At 68.9% G+C, this 16,644-nt stretch carries 12 protein-coding genes; all 12 read right to left on the reverse strand.

What is annotated here, in order from left to right:
- Nucleotides 1-29: 29 nt before the first annotated feature.
- Genes J2W36_RS16355 through tssF form a run of 12 tightly spaced genes read right to left on the reverse strand, consistent with a single transcriptional unit; the run spans nucleotide 30 to nucleotide 16,639 of the window.
- Nucleotides 30-1,382, reverse strand: coding sequence for a DotU family type VI secretion system protein (locus J2W36_RS16355; protein WP_307690817.1), 1,353 nt, complete (start codon nucleotides 1,380-1,382; stop codon nucleotides 30-32).
- Nucleotides 1,383-1,425: 43 nt separating this feature from the next.
- Nucleotides 1,426-2,763 (reverse strand): type VI secretion system baseplate subunit TssK, encoded by a 1,338-nt coding sequence (gene tssK / locus J2W36_RS16360; RefSeq protein WP_307690818.1) that lies wholly within the window; start codon nucleotides 2,761-2,763, stop codon nucleotides 1,426-1,428.
- A gap of 18 nt (nucleotides 2,764-2,781) precedes the next feature.
- Nucleotides 2,782-3,168 (reverse strand): DUF4280 domain-containing protein, encoded by a 387-nt coding sequence (locus tag J2W36_RS16365; protein WP_307690819.1) that lies wholly within the window; start codon nucleotides 3,166-3,168, stop codon nucleotides 2,782-2,784.
- A 15-nt stretch (nucleotides 3,169-3,183) separates the two neighbouring features.
- The gene (locus J2W36_RS16370; protein WP_307690820.1) at nucleotides 3,184-3,969 is read right to left on the reverse strand and encodes a PP2C family protein-serine/threonine phosphatase; all 786 of its coding nucleotides are present in this window, start codon (nucleotides 3,967-3,969) and stop codon (nucleotides 3,184-3,186) included.
- Nucleotides 3,966-5,663, reverse strand: a complete 1,698-nt coding sequence (tagH, locus tag J2W36_RS16375) for a type VI secretion system-associated FHA domain protein TagH (protein ID WP_307690821.1) — start codon at nucleotides 5,661-5,663, stop codon at nucleotides 3,966-3,968. Before tagH ends, J2W36_RS16370 begins: the two co-directional genes overlap by 4 nt.
- A 36-nt stretch (nucleotides 5,664-5,699) precedes the next feature.
- Nucleotides 5,700-6,512, reverse strand: coding sequence for a hypothetical protein (locus J2W36_RS16380; protein WP_307690822.1), 813 nt, complete (start codon nucleotides 6,510-6,512; stop codon nucleotides 5,700-5,702).
- Nucleotides 6,512-8,323, reverse strand: coding sequence for a hypothetical protein (locus J2W36_RS16385; protein WP_307690823.1), 1,812 nt, complete (start codon nucleotides 8,321-8,323; stop codon nucleotides 6,512-6,514). Before J2W36_RS16385 ends, J2W36_RS16380 begins: the two co-directional genes overlap by 1 nt.
- Before the next feature lie 16 nt (nucleotides 8,324-8,339).
- Nucleotides 8,340-8,915, reverse strand: a complete 576-nt coding sequence (locus J2W36_RS16390) for a DUF4123 domain-containing protein (protein WP_307690824.1) — start codon at nucleotides 8,913-8,915, stop codon at nucleotides 8,340-8,342.
- The gene (locus J2W36_RS16395) at nucleotides 8,912-11,005 is read right to left on the reverse strand and encodes a type VI secretion system Vgr family protein (RefSeq protein WP_307690825.1); all 2,094 of its coding nucleotides are present in this window, start codon (nucleotides 11,003-11,005) and stop codon (nucleotides 8,912-8,914) included. Before J2W36_RS16395 ends, J2W36_RS16390 begins: the two co-directional genes overlap by 4 nt.
- A gap of 17 nt (nucleotides 11,006-11,022) precedes the next feature.
- Nucleotides 11,023-13,695: a type VI secretion system ATPase TssH gene (tssH, locus tag J2W36_RS16400; RefSeq protein ID WP_307690826.1), complete on the reverse strand. Its 2,673-nt coding sequence runs from the start codon at nucleotides 13,693-13,695 to the stop codon at nucleotides 11,023-11,025.
- Complete coding sequence (tssG, locus tag J2W36_RS16405; RefSeq protein WP_307690827.1) at nucleotides 13,692-14,762, reverse strand: type VI secretion system baseplate subunit TssG; 1,071 nt, start codon at nucleotides 14,760-14,762, stop codon at nucleotides 13,692-13,694. The genes tssH and tssG overlap by 4 nt, the downstream gene beginning before the upstream one ends.
- Nucleotides 14,759-16,639 carry a type VI secretion system baseplate subunit TssF gene (tssF, locus tag J2W36_RS16410; RefSeq protein ID WP_307690828.1) on the reverse strand — a complete coding sequence of 627 codons (1,881 nt, stop codon included), beginning with the start codon at nucleotides 16,637-16,639 and terminating at the stop codon, nucleotides 14,759-14,761. The genes tssG and tssF overlap by 4 nt, the downstream gene beginning before the upstream one ends.
- Between the last annotated feature and the right edge of the window lie 5 nt (nucleotides 16,640-16,644).

The raw sequence follows: 16,644 nt of genomic DNA on the forward strand, positions 1-16,644 counted from the left end.
TCGAATTCTGGGATGCGGTAACGCGGCGTTCAGCGCGCCGCCACGGGCTGCTGTACGAACAGGGTGACTTCGACCCGACGGTTCTTGCCGCGGCCTTCGGGTGACGCGTTGTCGCCCACCGCTTCGCTGTCGGCCCGGCCTTCGGCGCGCACCCGCTCGGGCTTGACCGTCTTGACCAGTTCGGTCTTGACGGTGTCTGCGCGGTCTTGCGAGAGCTGCCAGTTCGACGGGTAACGCAGGGTGCGGATCGGCCGGTTGTCGGTATGGCCGGTCACCAGCACCTGGCCGGGCGTGTCGGAGAGCGCCTGCGCGATGCGCGGCAGCAGGGTGCGCACGGCCGGCGCGATCACCGCGCTGCCGGCCTCGAAAAAGCCGTCGCCCTTGATGGTCACCACCGACCGATCGGTGAAATCCTGCACCTGGACCAGGCCGGCGGCGATCTCGGGCTGCAGGAAGCTTGCCAAGCGCGGTGTTACCGCGGGCGGAGGTGGCGGCGCCGGCGTCGGTGTGGCGCTCACCGTGGCGGTCTTGGCATCCAGGCCGGCGAGCGCCGAGAACACCGGATCGGCGCGGTCGCCCAGCGAAAGACGCAGGGCCATCAGCCCTGCGGCCAGCACCAGCGCTGTCAGCGCGGCCACCACCCACAGCGGGATGCCGTCGCGCAGGCTGGCGACGGAGGCCGGCTCGCCCTTCCAGCGCGGCGACAGGGCCTTGTCCGGCGCGGGCTTGCCCTGGCGCAGCAGTTGCACCAGGCGCTGGCGCACGCTGTCGAGCTGTGCGCGGCCGTTGTCGATCACCTTGTAGCGGCCCTCGAAACCGAAGGCCAGCACCACGTAGAGCAGCTCGAGCAGGTGGCGATTGCCCTCCACATTCTCAGCCAGCCTGGACATCAGCTGGAAGACCTTTTCACCGCCCCAGGTCTCGTTGTGGAACTGCACGAGCAGGCTCTGCGCCGACCAGGTACCGGAGCCGCCCCAGGGCGTGCTGGCGGCCGACTCGTCGAGCAGGGTGCAGAGAATGTAGCGCGCCGCGATGACCTGCTCGTTGGGCAGGCCTTGGGCGCGTGCCTGGGCTTCGAACTTGCGGATGCCTTCGGCCAGCGCCTCCTTCAGTCCAGACGGATTGGGATGATGGGCGGTCGTGCGGATGTGCGGTGCCGCGGTCAGCAGCGCCGCGGCGGCGGCCACCAGCGGGTTCAGGCTGGCGGTCATGAGGGCATCCAGCGCCAGCGGCGCGTCGCGGCCGGCCGGCATGGCTGTGCCAGCACCCACGCTCGCAGGTGGCGCATCACCGGGCGGGCGCGGTCTGCCTGCCGATGGCTTGATGATCGTGCGGTCCGAGTTGAACGCCGCAAACGGATCTTGGTTGCTGTCGTCGTTCATCTTTGAACCCTGGCTGGCGCTGATGGGCCGGCGTGTTGATTGGTCATGCTCTCACCGCCCAGAATTCCAGTTCCAGGCCGGGGAAGTCGCCGGCGATGTGCATCGCCAGTCCGCCGGAGTTCTCGAGCTGCTTCCACATGTCGCTGCCGCGGGTCTCGAGTTCGAAATAGTTGTAGCCGGCGTGATAGGGAATCTGCCGAGGCGCCACCGGCAACGGGCGCAGGGTGACGCCGGGCAGCTGCAGGTTGACCAGGTCGCGGATGCGTTCGACGGTGCCGATCTTCACCTGCGTGGGGAAGCGCGCGCGCAGGGCGTCGCCCGGCATCTGCGCGGCCACCGCCAGCACGAACTGGGCGGTGCGCTGCAGCTCCACGTCGGGCACGATGGCCACCTGGATGCCGTACTTGCGGTCCTGCAATTCGATGGGGATGGCGGTCTGCTCCATCACCATCGACAGCGACTGGCGCAGGTCGTCCATGAGCGGCTTGAAGCAGCGCACCGGGTCGTCGTGGAGGTAGGCTGGCAGCTGGGCGGGGCGGCGTCTTTCGCGGAAGGTGCTCAAGTCGCCGGCCAAGGCCACACCGTGGAAATACAGCTCCCGCGGATGCAGAACCGAAGTCTGGCGCAGCTGCGCGAACAGCGGCTCGCTGCGGTTGATGGTCTGCAGCAGGAGAAAGTCGGAAATCTCGCCCACGCCGGCGCGTCCGGGCTGGGCCAGCCGTGCGGCCAGCGCCTCGCCGCGCTGGTGCAGCAGGCCATGCACCTCGCGCAGGTGAGAGGCCAGGATGTCATTGCTGCCAGCATGGAGGGTCGGTGCGATGAACTGGGTGTCGAGCACCAGCTGGTTGTCGGCCCGGCGCTCGACGATGCGGGCCAGGCCCAGCGTGGCATAGCCCTCGAGCGCATCGCGCGCCAACATCACGCGCAGGTTGAGCCGGCCGATCTGCAGTGGCGCCATGCGCTGGCCGGTGACGTTGGTGTCGCCCACCTCGACCTCGGCGGCCTGGTAGCGCGGCGGCATCGAGCCGGCATCCCCCTCGGCGTCGGACTCGGCCACACCGGGGCGCTGCAGTGGCAACGCCAGCACCACCAGCTCGTCGCGCACGTCGGCGGCAATGTCCAGCGCCGCCGGTGCGGCGTCCTGGCCGGGGATGTCGAAGGCCACGCCATCGGGCATCAGGCCCTGGGCCGAGCGCAGGGCGATCTTGCCCAGCTGCAAGGCGGCGCTGTCGAGCGACAGGCTCAGGAAACCCCAGCCATAGGCCCGGCCGGCCTGAGAGCGTTGCTGCTCCTGGGCCAGCAGGTAGCGGTCGTGTTGCTGGAAATGCTGGGGCTGGAGGAACATGCCCTCGGTCCAGATTACTTTGTTGTGCCAAGTCATAAGGTGCGATCAGAGAGATCAGGGAATCAGATGGGTGACTTGTCCGGGGAAGCTGATGGTGACCACGCCCGCGTAGGCGCACATGAGCTTGCAGGTGTTGTCCAGTGCCGGCGCGTTCTGGATCAGCACCGTGGGTGCACCGGGTATCCAGGGTGCAGGGAACGCCGGCAGGCAGGGCATGGGCGTCAGCGCGCCGAGCGCCGCGGCGGTGGCCGCGGCCACCGCCGGGTTGGCCAGGGAGCTGCACATGCCGAACGGCGGAATGTTCAGCATGGGGATGTTGTCGGTGATGACACCTGCCACCTGGTTGCTGGTGAACACGGGGCGCGGTGTGGCGTTGAAGGTCGACGGCGCCATGCCGAAGCTGCACATCAGCAGCGCGGTGGTACAGACCTGTTGGGGCATGGTGCGGCTCCGGGTTCAATGCGGCTCGGGCGCGGCAGCGCCGACCCAGACCGAGATGCCACTGAAGTTGTCGTGGCCCGGCTTCTGCTGGGCCGCGGCGTTGCGCAGCACCGCCTGCTCCAGCGCCTGCAGCCAGGCCTGGGGATGCTCGGCTGCGGCCAGGCTCTGGCACATCTCGGCATCGTCCACGTATTCCCAGAGCCCGTCGGTGCACAGGAGGAACACATCGCCCGGCCGCAAGGCGCAAGGGGCGGGCTCGGCGCTCAGGTGCAGGTGTTCGGGCGCGCTGCCCAGTGCCGACAGCAGTTCCGAGCGGCGCGGATGGGTGCGCATCTGCCCTGGCGTCAACGCGCCGGCATCGACCATGGCCTGCACCACGCTGTGGTCGTGCGTGTGCGAGAGCAATTGGCCGTCGCGAAACAGGTAGAGCCGCGAATCGCCCGCATGGCCCCACGAGGCCTCGGCGCGCTGCAGGTCGATGAACAGGCTCACCACCGTGCTGTGCATGTTCGCCTGCGCTGCGCCATCGGCGCGATGGCGGATGACGGTGGCGTTGGTCTCGAGCAGCAGGGCCTGGACCTCGCCCGGCAGCATGACCGGTGCGGCGGCGAAGCGCTCGATGATGTGGCGCACCGCGATGCGCGCGGCGATGTCGCCGCCGCCATGGCCGCCGGCACCGTCGGCCACCACGCAGACCAGGTGGCGTTCGGAATGCCAGTGGCCGCAGGCATCCTCGTTGTAGCCGCGGCCGCCCGGGCGCGACAGGATGGCCAGCTCGATCGCCGGTGCGGCGGCCGTCATGCGCGGTCCTTCTGCAGCTGGGCAATGTGCTCTTCGTAGGCTTTGAGGAAGGCCTTGCCGAACAGGGTATGGAAGTCGTCTTCGGCCTCGGTGCTGATCTGGGCGTAGTGTTCGGTGAACACCTCCCACATCGCGGCCTTGCGGCTGCCGGGCAGCAGCGAACGCAGGACCGAGCGCTGCTGGAGCCGGCCTTCGAGCTCGCTGGGCTTGAAGCGCTCGAGCACGCCGGCCAGCGCCGCGCGCATGCCCGCGACGAAGCCGAACTGGTGGGCGCGCAGGTCGTTGAAGGCATCGCGCATGGCTGGCACCGGCTCCATGAAGCCGCGCATCGGCGGCGACAGCAGGTGCTGCAGGGCGGCCTCGCCGCTGGGCGAAAACTTCAGCGGATTGTTCTTCTGAGCCACGATCATGGTGGCCTCGGCACGCACCTCGCGCTTGAGCGCCGCGCGGGCCACCAGCAGATCGACCGTCCCCTGGGCGGATTCGTGCAGCAACTCGCCGATGAGGTGCATCAGCTCCGGTGTCATCTGCTCGACCTGGAGGCCGGGCACGCCCAGGCCCTCGCGGAAGGCAGCCAGCAGGGTGTCGCCGTGTGCCGATGCAGGCACCGGCGGCGGGGCTGCCACGCACACGGTCGCGAGCGTTTCTGGCACCGGTGCTGGCGCGGGTGCAGGTTCGGCGAAACCATCGAAAGCCGCCAGCGGGTCCGGCGATTTCGACGCTTCGGCCGAGGGCGCTGGTATCGCGCCGATGGACGCGCGGATCACGGTCCGGCCGTCGCCTTCCGGGATGTCCCAGGACAGCACAGCGCCCGCCGGGACAGGGGGAGCGGGTGCGTGCTCGGTTGCTGGCGGCGGCAGGAAGGGCAGGTTCAGTTCCGACACAGCGTCAGCCTGGGCCTGCCCGCTGGCGCGCGGCGCGCTGTTGAGCGACTGCATCGGATCGTGGTTGGCGGCCATGTTGGGCGCAGCCATGGGAGCCGCCAGCCGGGAGTTGGCCAGCGGATCGTCGCCGCCCGAACCCGGCTTGAGTCCGAACAGCGCATCCAGCGAGTGGTCGTTGCCAGCGGGCAGGTCAGGGATCAGCGCGACCGGCGCGGCGGCGCTGGCGTCCAGGCCGAAGTGGCCACCCTGGCGGCCCAGCGATTGCGCAAAATCCTGTACGCCCGACCGGGCCGAGGGGGCATCCGGCGCGAAGGGGTCCCAGTCATCGGGGATGCCGCCGGCCGCAGGGCGCGCTGAAGGCGCCGGTGCCGGCGCAGGCCGCACGTCGGCAAAACCGAGGGATGCCAGTGGATCGACCAGGCCGCCAGTGGTCCGCGCACCGCCGGCCGACCCCAGCAGGTCGGCGAAGGGGTCGTCGCTGACGGCCGCAGCGGTGGCCGCCTGCGCGCGCACCTCCAGCACGAAGCCGCCGATCTGCACCTGGTCGCCGGGCCGGATCGGCATCTCGCGGCCGCTGCCCACCGGCTGGCCGTTGACCAGGATGGGGTTGCTGCCTCGGTCGACGATGGCATAGGCGCCGCTGCGATACACCACCTGGGCATGCACACGGGAGATGGTGCGGTCGGGATCGGGCAGCACCAGCTGGTTGGTGTCAGCGCGGCCGATGGTGCCACCCAGTTCGTCGAAGCCCGCGCTCGGTGCGCTGGTGATTGGGGCGCCATGAAGCGAAATCACGGTCAGGTTGATCACGTTGTCGAATCCTCGAATAAGGGACCTGCAGTGACGTCAGCGCAGCACATAGAGCTTGCCCTCGACAACGGCCAGTCGAATCGGAAATTGCTGCGACCGGCCGTGGGCGTCGGGTGCGGTTCGAAGTGCAGGTGCGCCGGTGGCGTACAGGCATTCGAGCAGCCGGCCACCGGCGAGTCGCCGCAGGAAAAGTGCGTCGGCCTCCAGCGCCAGCCATTGAAAGCGGCCGGTCGCATGCAGTTCGCTCAGGTAGGTGCGCAGCCGGTCGGTGGCCTGGTCGGCGGGCTGGGCATAGGCGGCGGCCAGCTCTTCGGTGCGCAGGCGCACCTGGGCGATGAAGAATTCGATGTCGCCATCCGACAGCGCCTGCGCCAGGTTCTTGAGCAACGCCAGCGCCGCTTGGCGCACGGCTGGCGTGGGGGTGGCCGCTGGCGCATCCAGCCAGCGCCAGCGGACGAAATTCACCGGCAGATCGACGTCGCGGCTCAGGCTCACCGGCGCCTCGTAGGCCTGACGGGCCGGCGGGACCCAGTCGAGCACGGCCAGTTCGCGGGCACTGGCTTCGTCGGTCGGGTTGCCTGCGCGCGGCAGCAGGACGCGCAGATGGGCGCTGCTGTGGCCGTCGGCCACCAGAGCGACGGGCGGCGGCACCGGGGCGTCCGGCGCCAGCGCGGCCGACGGCGGCCCCACCACCAGTTCCAGGCGGTTGGTTCCGGCCAGGGTGTATTCATGCACCGGCACGGTGACCGAGGCGCTTGCCGCGCCGGCCCGCGCCACCGGGACGCCGTTGATCAGCGCCTCGGCTTCGCAGCCTTGCGTATCGAGCTTGAGGACCAGCAGGCGTTCCATCAGCCGAGGCTCCAGTCGAGCAGTTGCAGCGCGGGCAACAGTGGTCGCATGACGCGCTGGGTGCCGAGCAGCGGGTCGTGCACCATCAGGGTGGCGCAGACCGGCTCGATCGACAGCTGGCAGAACCACTGCAGGCCAGGACCTGCCTTGCGGGCCCGCAGCCCGCAGGCGCCCACCAGCGCGCCGCTGACCGGGCCGGCGAGGCCTGCCAGCGCGGCGCTGTCAGCCTGCGCCAGCGATTCGAGTTGCAGCACGAAGGGATGGCGAAACTGCGTGGCCGCGGGCGCCAGCAGCGCGGGCAGATCGGCGTCTTCGGCCTGGCGTTCGAAGCGGGCCTGGAGGCTGGCGCGGCCGCTGCAGTGCAGGACCAGCCGGCTCAGCGAGCCGTGCAGCGCCAGCGATCCACCCAGCCGCAGCCGGAGTTCGCAGGCCACCAGGTCGAGCTCGCCGGCGACGCGGTACCAGGGCGGATCGGACAAGTCCGCGCCGTGCCCGGCCCAGCCCCAGGTGAGGCCGGCGCTGCCTGCCATCACCGAAGGCTCGGCCATGACCCGGCCCTGACTGACGCCGCTTTCACGCTCCCAGGCGGTGGCCAGTTGGGTGAGGCCTTCGCCCAGTTGGCGGTCGAGGTCTTCCAGGCCGGCCGACCAGCGGGAGGTGTCCAGCGCCAAGCCGTCACGCTCGATCCGGTAGACCGCGGGCGCTGAGGCTGGCGTCGTCGCGCCGGTATCCGGCCAGGCCATCGCGGCTGCCGGCTCGCGTTTCCACAGCATCCAGTGCTGTTCGGCCGGATAGACGGCCAGCCGTGTCTGCAGCTCGCCCAGCGCCTGGCCGCTGTCGCGCAGGCCGCAACTCGAGACATGCAACTCGCTGAGCTGGGGCGAGGTTTCGATAGCGATGCGCGGTTGTGGCCCATCGTCCACGGCCGGCGCGGCGGCTTCGGCATAGAGATCGAGCGCCACATCGCCGGCATGTGGCCCACGCCAGCTCCCCAGGGTCAGGGGACCGTTGAGCGTGACCAGCGGATGCACCTGGGCATCGCAGCAGTTGCGGCTGCGGGTGCGCAGGCGCAGGCGGCTGCCTTCGCGCCCGGGTGGCTGGCTCAGCAGGTGCAGCATGGGCGGCAGTGTCAAGCGCGGCTGCCGCGCTACGACCGGCAGGCCGGCGCTCAGGGTGATGGCGGCAGGTCGGGCCACCACCGGCAGCAGCCGCCACTGGCCTTGCTCCAGGCGGTAGCGGTGTGGCTGGCGGGCTGCGGGTGCGTCGAGCAGGCGCAGGTCGATGGCGTCGATATCGCAGGCGTCACCTAGCGCGATGCGCTCGGGAGGCAACAGGTCACCCAGCACGCCGCGCGGCATCAGCGCGCGGTCGAGCAAGGCGAGCGCCAGGTCGAACGCCGCCGGGCTGGTGACGCCGATGGTGCCGGCCGCGCCAGCAGCGCCGCCCGTGGTCTGGGCCGACAGCCGGGCGAGCTCTTCGCGCGCGCGCCGGCACAGCTGGAACACCTTGCTGCCCTGCGAACGGTCGGTGGCGGCCAGCAGGTCGGCCGCCCAGGCGAATTCGGGCCGTGTCTCGAACGACGCACCCAGCACGAACCAGCAGGCCAGGTAGCGGCCGAGGCAGACGGTGTGCGCCAGGCCGTGCGTGGCGGCGCGTGTCGCGCCATGCGCGATCAGGGCTGCATAGCGCTCGCCGAGGCGGCCGGGAATGTCGGGAAAGGCGGCGGCCAGGGTGTCGGACACGCGCGCCATGTCACGCTGGCGCTTGAGTGCCTGCAGGGCCGCGACCTGTTCGGAATTGAGTTGCAGCATGGTGCTTACGCGAGCCTCATTCGGTCTGCAGCACGGGGATGTCACGCTGCACCAGCCGGCCCATCTGCAGATCAGCGTGTTGCCAGGCGCGCGCGCCCGGGACCACCAGCGAACGCACCGGGCCGAAGAAGGCGGTCAGATCCGAAGGCCCGGCCAGCGGGAGCACCGCCCGCATCACCGCAGGGTCCATCCAGTCGAGCCGGATGCGCTGGCCGCCGGGCAGCAGGGCCTGCAGCAGGCCGCGCAGGTGGTTGCGCAGCACGATGAGACGGGCGGGGCTGCGCACCAGCACGCCCCATTCGCCCAGGCTGGCGGCCGCCTCGAACAGCAGCCAGTCGGTGAAGCCGGAGACCGGCCGCAGTTGCACCAGATAGGGCGCGTCGAGGGTAGTCTGCGGCTCCAGCGCGCCGGGCAGCAGGCAGTCGAAAGCCGCCACGTCGGCCGCGGCCAGCCGCGTCGGCAGGCCGGGCACGCGGTGGCCCATGACCACCGCGAAGACCTGTTGGTCAGCCTGCGCCCACAGCCCCGCCTTGTGCTGGACGGTGGCCAGCGGCGTGACAAGGGAAGAAGGGTCCACACGCAGGGTCGTCATTTCGCCAGCGGATCCTGGTTTTGCTTCGGTTCGGTGGGCGCCTTGGGCTCCGGCGGACGGGCCTTGGCGGCCGCGCTGGCGGCCCCGGCCGATCCGCCGGAATTGATCTTGACCAGCGCACCCTGGATGGTCACGCCCTCCGGCCCCAGCGTGATGAAGGAGCCGCCGGCCTTGAGCGTGAGCTGGGTGCCGCCGTCGATCACCACGCCGAGTCCCTTGATATGCAGCGTGCTCGCGGCCGACAGCTTCATCGCCGCGCCCACGTCGATGTCCATGGCCGCGCCCGAGGTCAGCTCGATGCTGCTCGATCCCTTGATGACGATGGCGTCGCTGACCGACAGGCCGAGCGCACCGGTGACGGCGGTGATCATGTCGCCGCCGATCGCGCCGTGGGTATCGGCATCGATCCGGATCGTGGCCTGCTTGCCGACAGTGAGCGTCAGGTTCTCGCCGATCCGGTGCGCGACGTTCTTGCCGACTTCGGTCCACAGGTCGTTGCGGACCGTCTCGAAGCCGTCGTGCTTGACCAGCTGGTGGTAGTCCTTCTCAGCCTGGAACCAGACGTACTCGCTGTCCTTCTTGTCGTCGAAGCGCAGCTCGTTGAAGGTGCTCAGGCTGCCGCCCTTGCTCGACCTCGACTTGATGCCGCTGACGGTGGCCTGTGCCGGCAGGTCGTAGGGCGGCAGGTTGTAGCCGTTGTAGACGCTGCCGGTGATCAGCGGCCGGTCGGGGTTGCCGTCCATGAATTCGACCACCACCTCGTCGCCCACGCGCGGCAGGGCGACCATGCCGAACTGCTTGCTCGCCCAGGGCTGGGCCACGCGCACCCAGCAGGAGCTTTCTTCGTTGCATCGGCCCTCGCGGTCCCAGTGGAACTGCAGTTTCACCCTGCCGAACTTGTCGGTCATGATTTCGTCGCCGCTGGCGCCGACCACGGTGGCGGTCTGCGGTCCGTAGATCTTCGAGCGCGGCGCGCGGGCCGGCGGATGGTAGGGCGTGGCCTTGGGCACCGCCTCGAAGCGGCAGGCGAAACCGGTCTTGATGTCGCTCTGCTTGGCCTCGTACTGGGCGAAGCTCATCTCGTAGCGCACCGAGGTGATCAGGTAGTCGCCGTCGTCGGCGGGGTGGCCCTTCAAGCTGAAGGTGGCACCGGCGGCGGTACGGCGGAAAGGCGTGATGCCGACGCCGACCACACGGGTGGATTCGAAGCGATCGACCTCTATCTGGGCGCGCTGCCCGCCGAGCGCTTGCGGGTCGGACTTCGCGTCCATCGCGATGTCGGCATAGCCGCCGGGATAGCGGAACACCTCGAGCGTCTTCGGGTGCCCGTCGTAGGGAGGCGTGCGGGTGGCCTGGGTCTTCAGCGGCTGCGTCGGCTCGTCGGCCGCGAAGTCGATGTGCACGAACTGGGTGGAGCCCACCGCATGGGTGCAGCTCCAGTCGGTCACGATGTCCACCTGCAGTGCATTGCCCAGGCGCGATTCCGCCCAGGCCAGCGTGCCGAGGTTCAGCGCCGTGTGGCCGCCGGGATTGTCGGTCAGCACCAAAGTGTGCTGCCCCTTGGCGTGGGTGAAGTAGAAGTAGATGCCTTCCTCGTCCATCAGCCGGGTGACGAAGTCGAAGTCGCTCTCGTTGTACTGCACCGTGTAGGGCCGTTTGGCGGAGCCGGCGTCGACCTTGGACTTGTCGACGCTGCCCTTGGACCTGTACTTGGCAAAAACCGCCACGATCACGTCGACGGCTGACTGGTCCTGGAAGATCCGGCAGTCGGCGCTCTGGGTGAGTTGCCACAGCCAGGGCGTGACGACGACACGATAGATGTCGTAGCGACCGCTGACGCCACCGCGCTCGAACTCTGTGACGAAGCCGTGGATGTAGCGAAAGTCGTCCTTATAGACCTGGATCTTGATGTCGACCTGGGTGCCGAGGATCGTTTTGGCTGCCAGCGGACTGAACTCGCTCAGGCGCAGCAGCTCCACCCGATATTGGGGCAGGCGGCCCAGGTCCTCGCGCGCGACCAGCGTCCTGAACAGCAGCGCCGGTTCCGTACCGTCCAGTGAGGTCAGGAATTGCGCTTCGAGTTCGGTCATGGTGGGCTCTCGGTGCCTCAGGCGAAGCTGTAGGTGAAGTCACCGTCGGCGGCGCCAAGCGTGATGCCTTTGAGCTCCTCGCCGCGCGACATGCGTCCGAGGTATTCGATCGACACCTTGGGCAGCACCGTGTTGGTCAGGATCGAATCGATGATGCGTCCGCCGGCCTCGGGGTTGTCGCAGCGCTGGACGATCAGCGCCACCGCATCGTCGCCATAGTCGAAGGGGATGCGGTGGTTTTCCTCGACGCGCTTCTTGATGCGGCCCAGCTGCAGCCGCACGATCTTGCCCATCATCTCGGGTGACAGCGGGTAATAGGGAATGGTGACCAGCCGGCCCAGCAGCGCGGGCGGGAAGATCTTCATCAGCGGCTCCTGCAGCGCGGTGGCCAGCGACTCGGGGTCGGGCAGCAACTCGGGGTCCTTGCACATGTTCATCACCAGCTCCGAGCCAGCGTTGGAGGTCAGCAGGATGATGGTGTTCTTGAAGTCGATCATCCGGCCCTCGCCGTCTTCCATGCGGCCCTTGTCGAAGACCTGGAAGAACAGCTCGTGCACGTCGGAATGGGCTTTCTCCACCTCGTCGAGCAGCACCACGCTGTAGGGCCGGCGGCGCACCGCCTCGGTCAGGATGCCGCCCTCGCCGTAGCCGATGTAGCCCGGTGGCGAGCCCTTGAGCGTGGAGACGGTGTGGGCCTCCTGGAACTCGCTCATGTTGATGGTGATGACGTTCTGCTCGCCGCCGTAGAGCGCCTCGGCCAGGGCCAGCGCGGTCTCGGTCTTGCCGACGCCGGAGGTGCCGCAGAGCATGAACACGCCGATCGGCTTGTTGGGGTTGTCGAGCCGGGCGCGCGAGGTCTGGATGCGCTTGGCGATCATGTCCAGGCCGTGCTGCTGGCCGATGACCCGCTGGCCCAGCGTCTCGCCCAGCCGCAACACGGTTTCCAATTCGTTCTTGACCATGCGACCGACCGGAATGCCGGTCCAGTCGGCGACCACGCTGGCCACCGCCTGCGCATCGACCGAGGGCATGATGAGCGGCGTGTCGCCCTGCAACGCGGCGAGCTTTTCCTGCTCGGCGTGCAGCTCGTTGAGGGTCGCGTCGCGGTCGGGTGCCACGGCGGCCGCGTTGTCCACCGGCTGGCCGTCGCCGCGCAGGGTGGCGCGCAGGGCGAGCACCTTGTCGACAATGGTCTTCTCCTGCTTCCAGCGCGCTTCGAGCGTGGCCAGTCGTTCGCGCTCGGCGACCAGCTTGGCGGCGACCTCGTTGCCGCGCTCGCCCACCAGCACGCCCACGGCAGCTTCGCGGGCGATGATGCCTTCCTCGATGCCGAGCGACTCGATGCGTCGCATGCTGTCTTCCACCTCGGCCGGCGTGGCGTGCTGGCTCACCGCCACGCGGGCGCAGGCGGTGTCGAGCAGGCTGACGGCCTTGTCGGGCAACTGGCGCGCCGGGATGTAGCGGTGGCTCAGCTTGACGGCGGCCTCGATGGCCTCGTCGAGCAGCTGCGCGCGGTGGTGCTTCTCCAGCACGGTGGCGACGCCGCGCAGCATGAGGATGGCCTTGGCTTCGTCGGGCTCGGGCACCTGCACCACTTGGAAGCGGCGGGTCAGCGCCGGGTCCTTCTCGATGTATTTCTTGTACTCGGCCCAGGTGGTAGCGCCGATGGTGCGCAGGTTGCCGCGCGCCAGCGCGGGCTTGAGCAGGTTGGCTGCGTCGCCCGTGCCGGCGGCACCGCCCGCGCCCACCAGGGTATGCACTTCGTCGATGAACAGAATGATGGGTTTGGGCGAGGCTTGCACCTCGTCGATGACCTGGCGCAGGCGCTGTTCGAACTCGCCCTTCATGCTCGCGCCGGCCTGCAGCAGGCCCAGGTCCAGGCTCAGCAGCGAGACGTCCTTGAGCTGCGGGGGTACGTCGCCGCGCGCCAGGCGCTGGGCGAAGCCCTCGACCACCGCCGTCTTGCCGACGCCGGCCTCACCGGTCAGGATGGGATTGTTCTGGCGCCGTCGCATCAGGATGTCGACGATCTGGCGGATCTCCTCGTCGCGGCCGGTGACCGGGTCCATCTTGCCTTCGCGGGCACGCTCGGTCATATCCACGCAGAACTTCTTGAGCGCCTCCTGCTTGCCCATGGCGGCTGGGGCAATGGCGCCTTCGGATTCACCGGGCTGGCTGCCCAGGCCGGAGCCATCCTGCGCGCCGAGCTTGGCCTCGGCCGAGCCGCCGCAGATCCTGGCGAAGTTCTCGGCCAGGTCATCGGCGCGAACCTTGGCAAATTCCCTGGAGATCGACAGCAGCGCGTTGCGCAGGTTGCTGCTGTTCATGATGCCCAGGATCAACGTGCCGGTGCGCACCTGCGATTCGCCGAACTGCAGGGTCGCGTAGACCCAGGCACGCTCGATGGCGTTCTCGATGAGCTCCGAAAAATCCGAGATGGCGGTCGAGCCGCGCGGCAGCCGGTCCAGCGCGGCGGTCATGTCTTTGGCCAGGGTTGACGCGTCGACCTGATAGTGGCGCAGGATGGCGTCCAGGTCGGTCTCGTTGTTCTGCACCAACTGCACCATCCAGTGCACCAGCTCGACATACGGGTTGCCGCGCATCTTGCAGAAGACAGTGGCACTTTCAATGGCTTTGTAGGCGATCGGATTGAGTTTTCCGAAGAGGGCAACACGGCTGATTTGGCTCATGACACTGGCTTTCTTTTTCGATTGGATTTCTGGAGGGTGCGTTCGACATCGATGACCAGGTCGTCGGCTTCGCCGGCTTTTCTGAAGCTGCCGAGCCAGCAACTGCGCCCGAGCTCGCCGTTGCGGCCGACGCGCAGGCGCGGCACGTCCTGGCGGGCCAGGATGAGCTGCACATCCCATGCGTATTCGAGTCCGACCCACTGGCGCACCAGGGCCTGCAGGCGTGCCAGCGCTGTGCCACCGGGCAGGAAAGCGTGATAGCGGGCTTCGCGCACCGGGCCAATGACGATGCGGAACTTGCTCTGCACATCCCAGACGCTGGCGCCCAGCACTGCGCCCTGGCCGAGCTGCTGGCCGATGCCAGGTCGGCCGAGCGAGCGGATGCGGCTGCGCTCCTCGCGCGCCAGGGGCATCCAGTGGCCGCACCAACAGTCGATGCGCACGGGCACATCGAACTCGCTGCGCAACCAGGCCAGCAGGCCGTCGGCATCGCGCGTCTGACGCGACAGGCGGCCGGTGAAGTAAAGCTTGGGCGCATCGCCCGCGGCGTCGCGCTGCAGCAGGGTTTGGGTGCCGATGCCCGACAGCGCACCCAGGCGCATGGTGAACTGCTGGTCGTCCGGTCGGTCCAGGCTCAGCGTGGGCTGCGCCTGGGCCCAGGCGCGGTAGAAGAGCAGGGTGAAACGGTGGTTGAGCAGGTCGATGAAACGCTGCAGGCCATGGTCGGCGTGATGGGCTGAGCGCTCGCGGGTGAGCTCGGTCATGTACAGCGGCAGCGGCCCGTTGGGCCCGAGCAGGCCGAAGATGCGCTGCGTCAGCCGCGGCGGCCTGTCAGCCCGCCATTGCAGTGCGTGCAGTGGCGCTGGCGCGAAGGAGAGCTCGGCCGGCTGGCTGACGCGGATCGGTTCGTCGCTGGGGCGCTGCGCCTCGCCGAGCCGTGGCAGGTGGGGATGACTGCTTTCGATGCGGCGCAACGTCTGGTAGAAATCGAAGCGGTAGGGCTGTTCGGACAGCCGCTTGAGCCACATGCCGTAGTGCGGCGCCACGGGGTTCGGGCCTGACGTCACAGCACGGCCCTCGTCCCGCGCGACGGCTTCCAGCGCATCACTTCGCCGCGCGTCAGCGACACCAGCACCGTCTCCACGAAGCTGTTGAGCGAGGCATGGCGCGACAGGTAGTGGTGCATCGCGCTGCCGAACAGGAAGGCGCTGCCACCGGTGTAGCCGAGTTCGTCGACGGTCAGCGTGACCTCGATGCCACGGCCAAAGGCAATCGGCCCGGCGATCGGGTGGCGGCGCACCACGGCCCGGGTGCTGACGTTCTGCAACGCCTCGATCTGGCGGCGCACTGCGGGGTCGGTCCCCTGCGGAAAGCGGCTCAGCAGGTCGCGCAACGCGGCGGCAGCCTCACCGCCGTCGGTGTCGAGCAGCGACAGATAGTTGAGCGACAGCAGGTTCAGCAGCCGCCACGCCACGCCGCCCTCGCGCAGGGCCGTGTGTGGGCGGCTCGGGCCGGCCATCACCCGCACCGATTGCGTCGGCACACCGGCATCGAGCTTGAACTCGGCCTGCGCGCCGGTGCTGGGCATGAAGACCGGCAGGTCGCGGTTGGTGCAGCGGGTCTGCACGGCGACCTGCTGAAGAGTTTCGGCATAGGGCGCGTCGTTGGGGTCAACCAGGGAGACGAAGACTTCGCAACCGGTGTAGCCCGAGCGTGGGCCGTCGCGGCGCGCGGCCTCGCTCGGCAGTCGCGGCTCGCGCCAGATCGTGTAGAAGGCCGGCTGCTGCTGCTGCTGTGCGCTGCGTCGGTGGTCGGGCGCATAGAGCGGCAGGAAGCGCCGCTCGGTGCCGTCGGCGGTATAGCCCTGCATCCCCACCACGTCGTAGACCTCGTAGTCCAGCGGCGCGGTGCGTTCGGGCACAACGTGGAATTCGCAGTTGCCTTCGGTGACCTGGATGCGGTCGGCCCGCTTGGGGAACAGGTTGATGGCCGGCACGCAGTTCAAACAGAAGTTGCCAGCCGACACCGCGCCTTCCAGGCCGATGCCGGGTTGGGCGAACAGCAGCGTGATCTCGACGACCTGGCCGGCGATGGCCTGGATGGCGCGTTGCACGCCCTCCAGGTCGACGAACAGAAAACGCTCGGGAAAGGCGAAGTATTCCTGAAGCAGCCGGGTACCCGCGAAGCCGCGCAGGGTCGGTGGCAGCATCGCTTCTTCATCCGTGTAGCCCACCGCCTGTAGCGCAGAGGCCGGCAACAGCGTCCGTCGGCCGTCGCCAGCGCGGCCCGGCGGGCCGATCAGCACGCCCACCGCTGCACCGAAGATCAGCTCGTGCAACTGCATGGCCGTCTCGGTCTGGCCGGCCAGATAGAAGCGCAGTGTGTCGGGTTGCAGCTGGGCGAGCGCCATGCCGGCGGGCAACTGCAGCTGGATGCGCACGCCGGCGCGCGGCCGCCGCGGCAGGTGCAGGCCGGCGATGTTGAGCTCCGACATGTTCAGGAAATACTCGGCCGAGACGGTCGTCAAGGGCGACAGCTGCACCGGCTGCCCGGTGCGGAATTCGCAGCGGTTCTTCGAGGCGGCGCTGGCGGGCCCGATCAGTGGCGTCTCGCGCGCAAGCACCGGGCCGGTGAGCAGGTTGGGGTCGGGCACCGGGGTGATCTGGGCCACCAGCATGGCAGGCACCGGCGCCAGGAAGTTCGGGTAGATCAGCTCCAGCAGACGGTGCGAGAAGCGCGGGAATTCCGCGTCCTGCTTGAGCTGCACACGCGCTGCGAGGAAGGCACAGCCCTCGAGGAGCCGCTCGATGTAGGGGTCGGTGACCTCCAGGCCTTCCATGCCCAGGCGCGCGGCGATCTTTGGAAATTCCTGGGCGAACTCGCCCCCGAGCTCGCGCAGGTAACGCAGCTCCTGGTTGTAGTAGCGCAGAAGACGGGGGTCCATGGCCT

The organism is Variovorax ginsengisoli (assembly GCF_030811835.1).
In the GTDB taxonomy this organism is placed as follows: domain Bacteria; phylum Pseudomonadota; class Gammaproteobacteria; order Burkholderiales; family Burkholderiaceae_C; genus Variovorax; species Variovorax ginsengisoli_C.

Bases quoted from the DNA above. Each gene is read 5' to 3' on its own strand.
- J2W36_RS16385 (WP_307690823.1), bottom strand. From the start codon at position 8,323: ATGCTGCAACTCAATTCCGAACAGGTCGCGGCCCTGCAGGCACTCAAG.
- J2W36_RS16365 (WP_307690819.1), bottom strand. From the start codon at position 3,168: ATGCCCCAACAGGTCTGTACCACCGCGCTGCTGATGTGCAGCTTCGGC.
- J2W36_RS16380 (WP_307690822.1), bottom strand. From the start codon at position 6,512: ATGGAACGCCTGCTGGTCCTCAAGCTCGATACGCAAGGCTGCGAAGCC.
- tssF (WP_307690828.1), bottom strand. From the start codon at position 16,639: ATGGACCCCCGTCTTCTGCGCTACTACAACCAGGAGCTGCGTTACCTG.
- tssH (WP_307690826.1), bottom strand. From the start codon at position 13,695: ATGAGCCAAATCAGCCGTGTTGCCCTCTTCGGAAAACTCAATCCGATC.
- tssK (WP_307690818.1), bottom strand. From the start codon at position 2,763: ATGACTTGGCACAACAAAGTAATCTGGACCGAGGGCATGTTCCTCCAG.
- J2W36_RS16390 (WP_307690824.1), bottom strand. From the start codon at position 8,915: ATGACGACCCTGCGTGTGGACCCTTCTTCCCTTGTCACGCCGCTGGCC.
- J2W36_RS16355 (WP_307690817.1), bottom strand. From the start codon at position 1,382: ATGAACGACGACAGCAACCAAGATCCGTTTGCGGCGTTCAACTCGGAC.
- J2W36_RS16370 (WP_307690820.1), bottom strand. From the start codon at position 3,969: ATGACGGCCGCCGCACCGGCGATCGAGCTGGCCATCCTGTCGCGCCCG.
- J2W36_RS16395 (WP_307690825.1), bottom strand. From the start codon at position 11,005: ATGACCGAACTCGAAGCGCAATTCCTGACCTCACTGGACGGTACGGAA.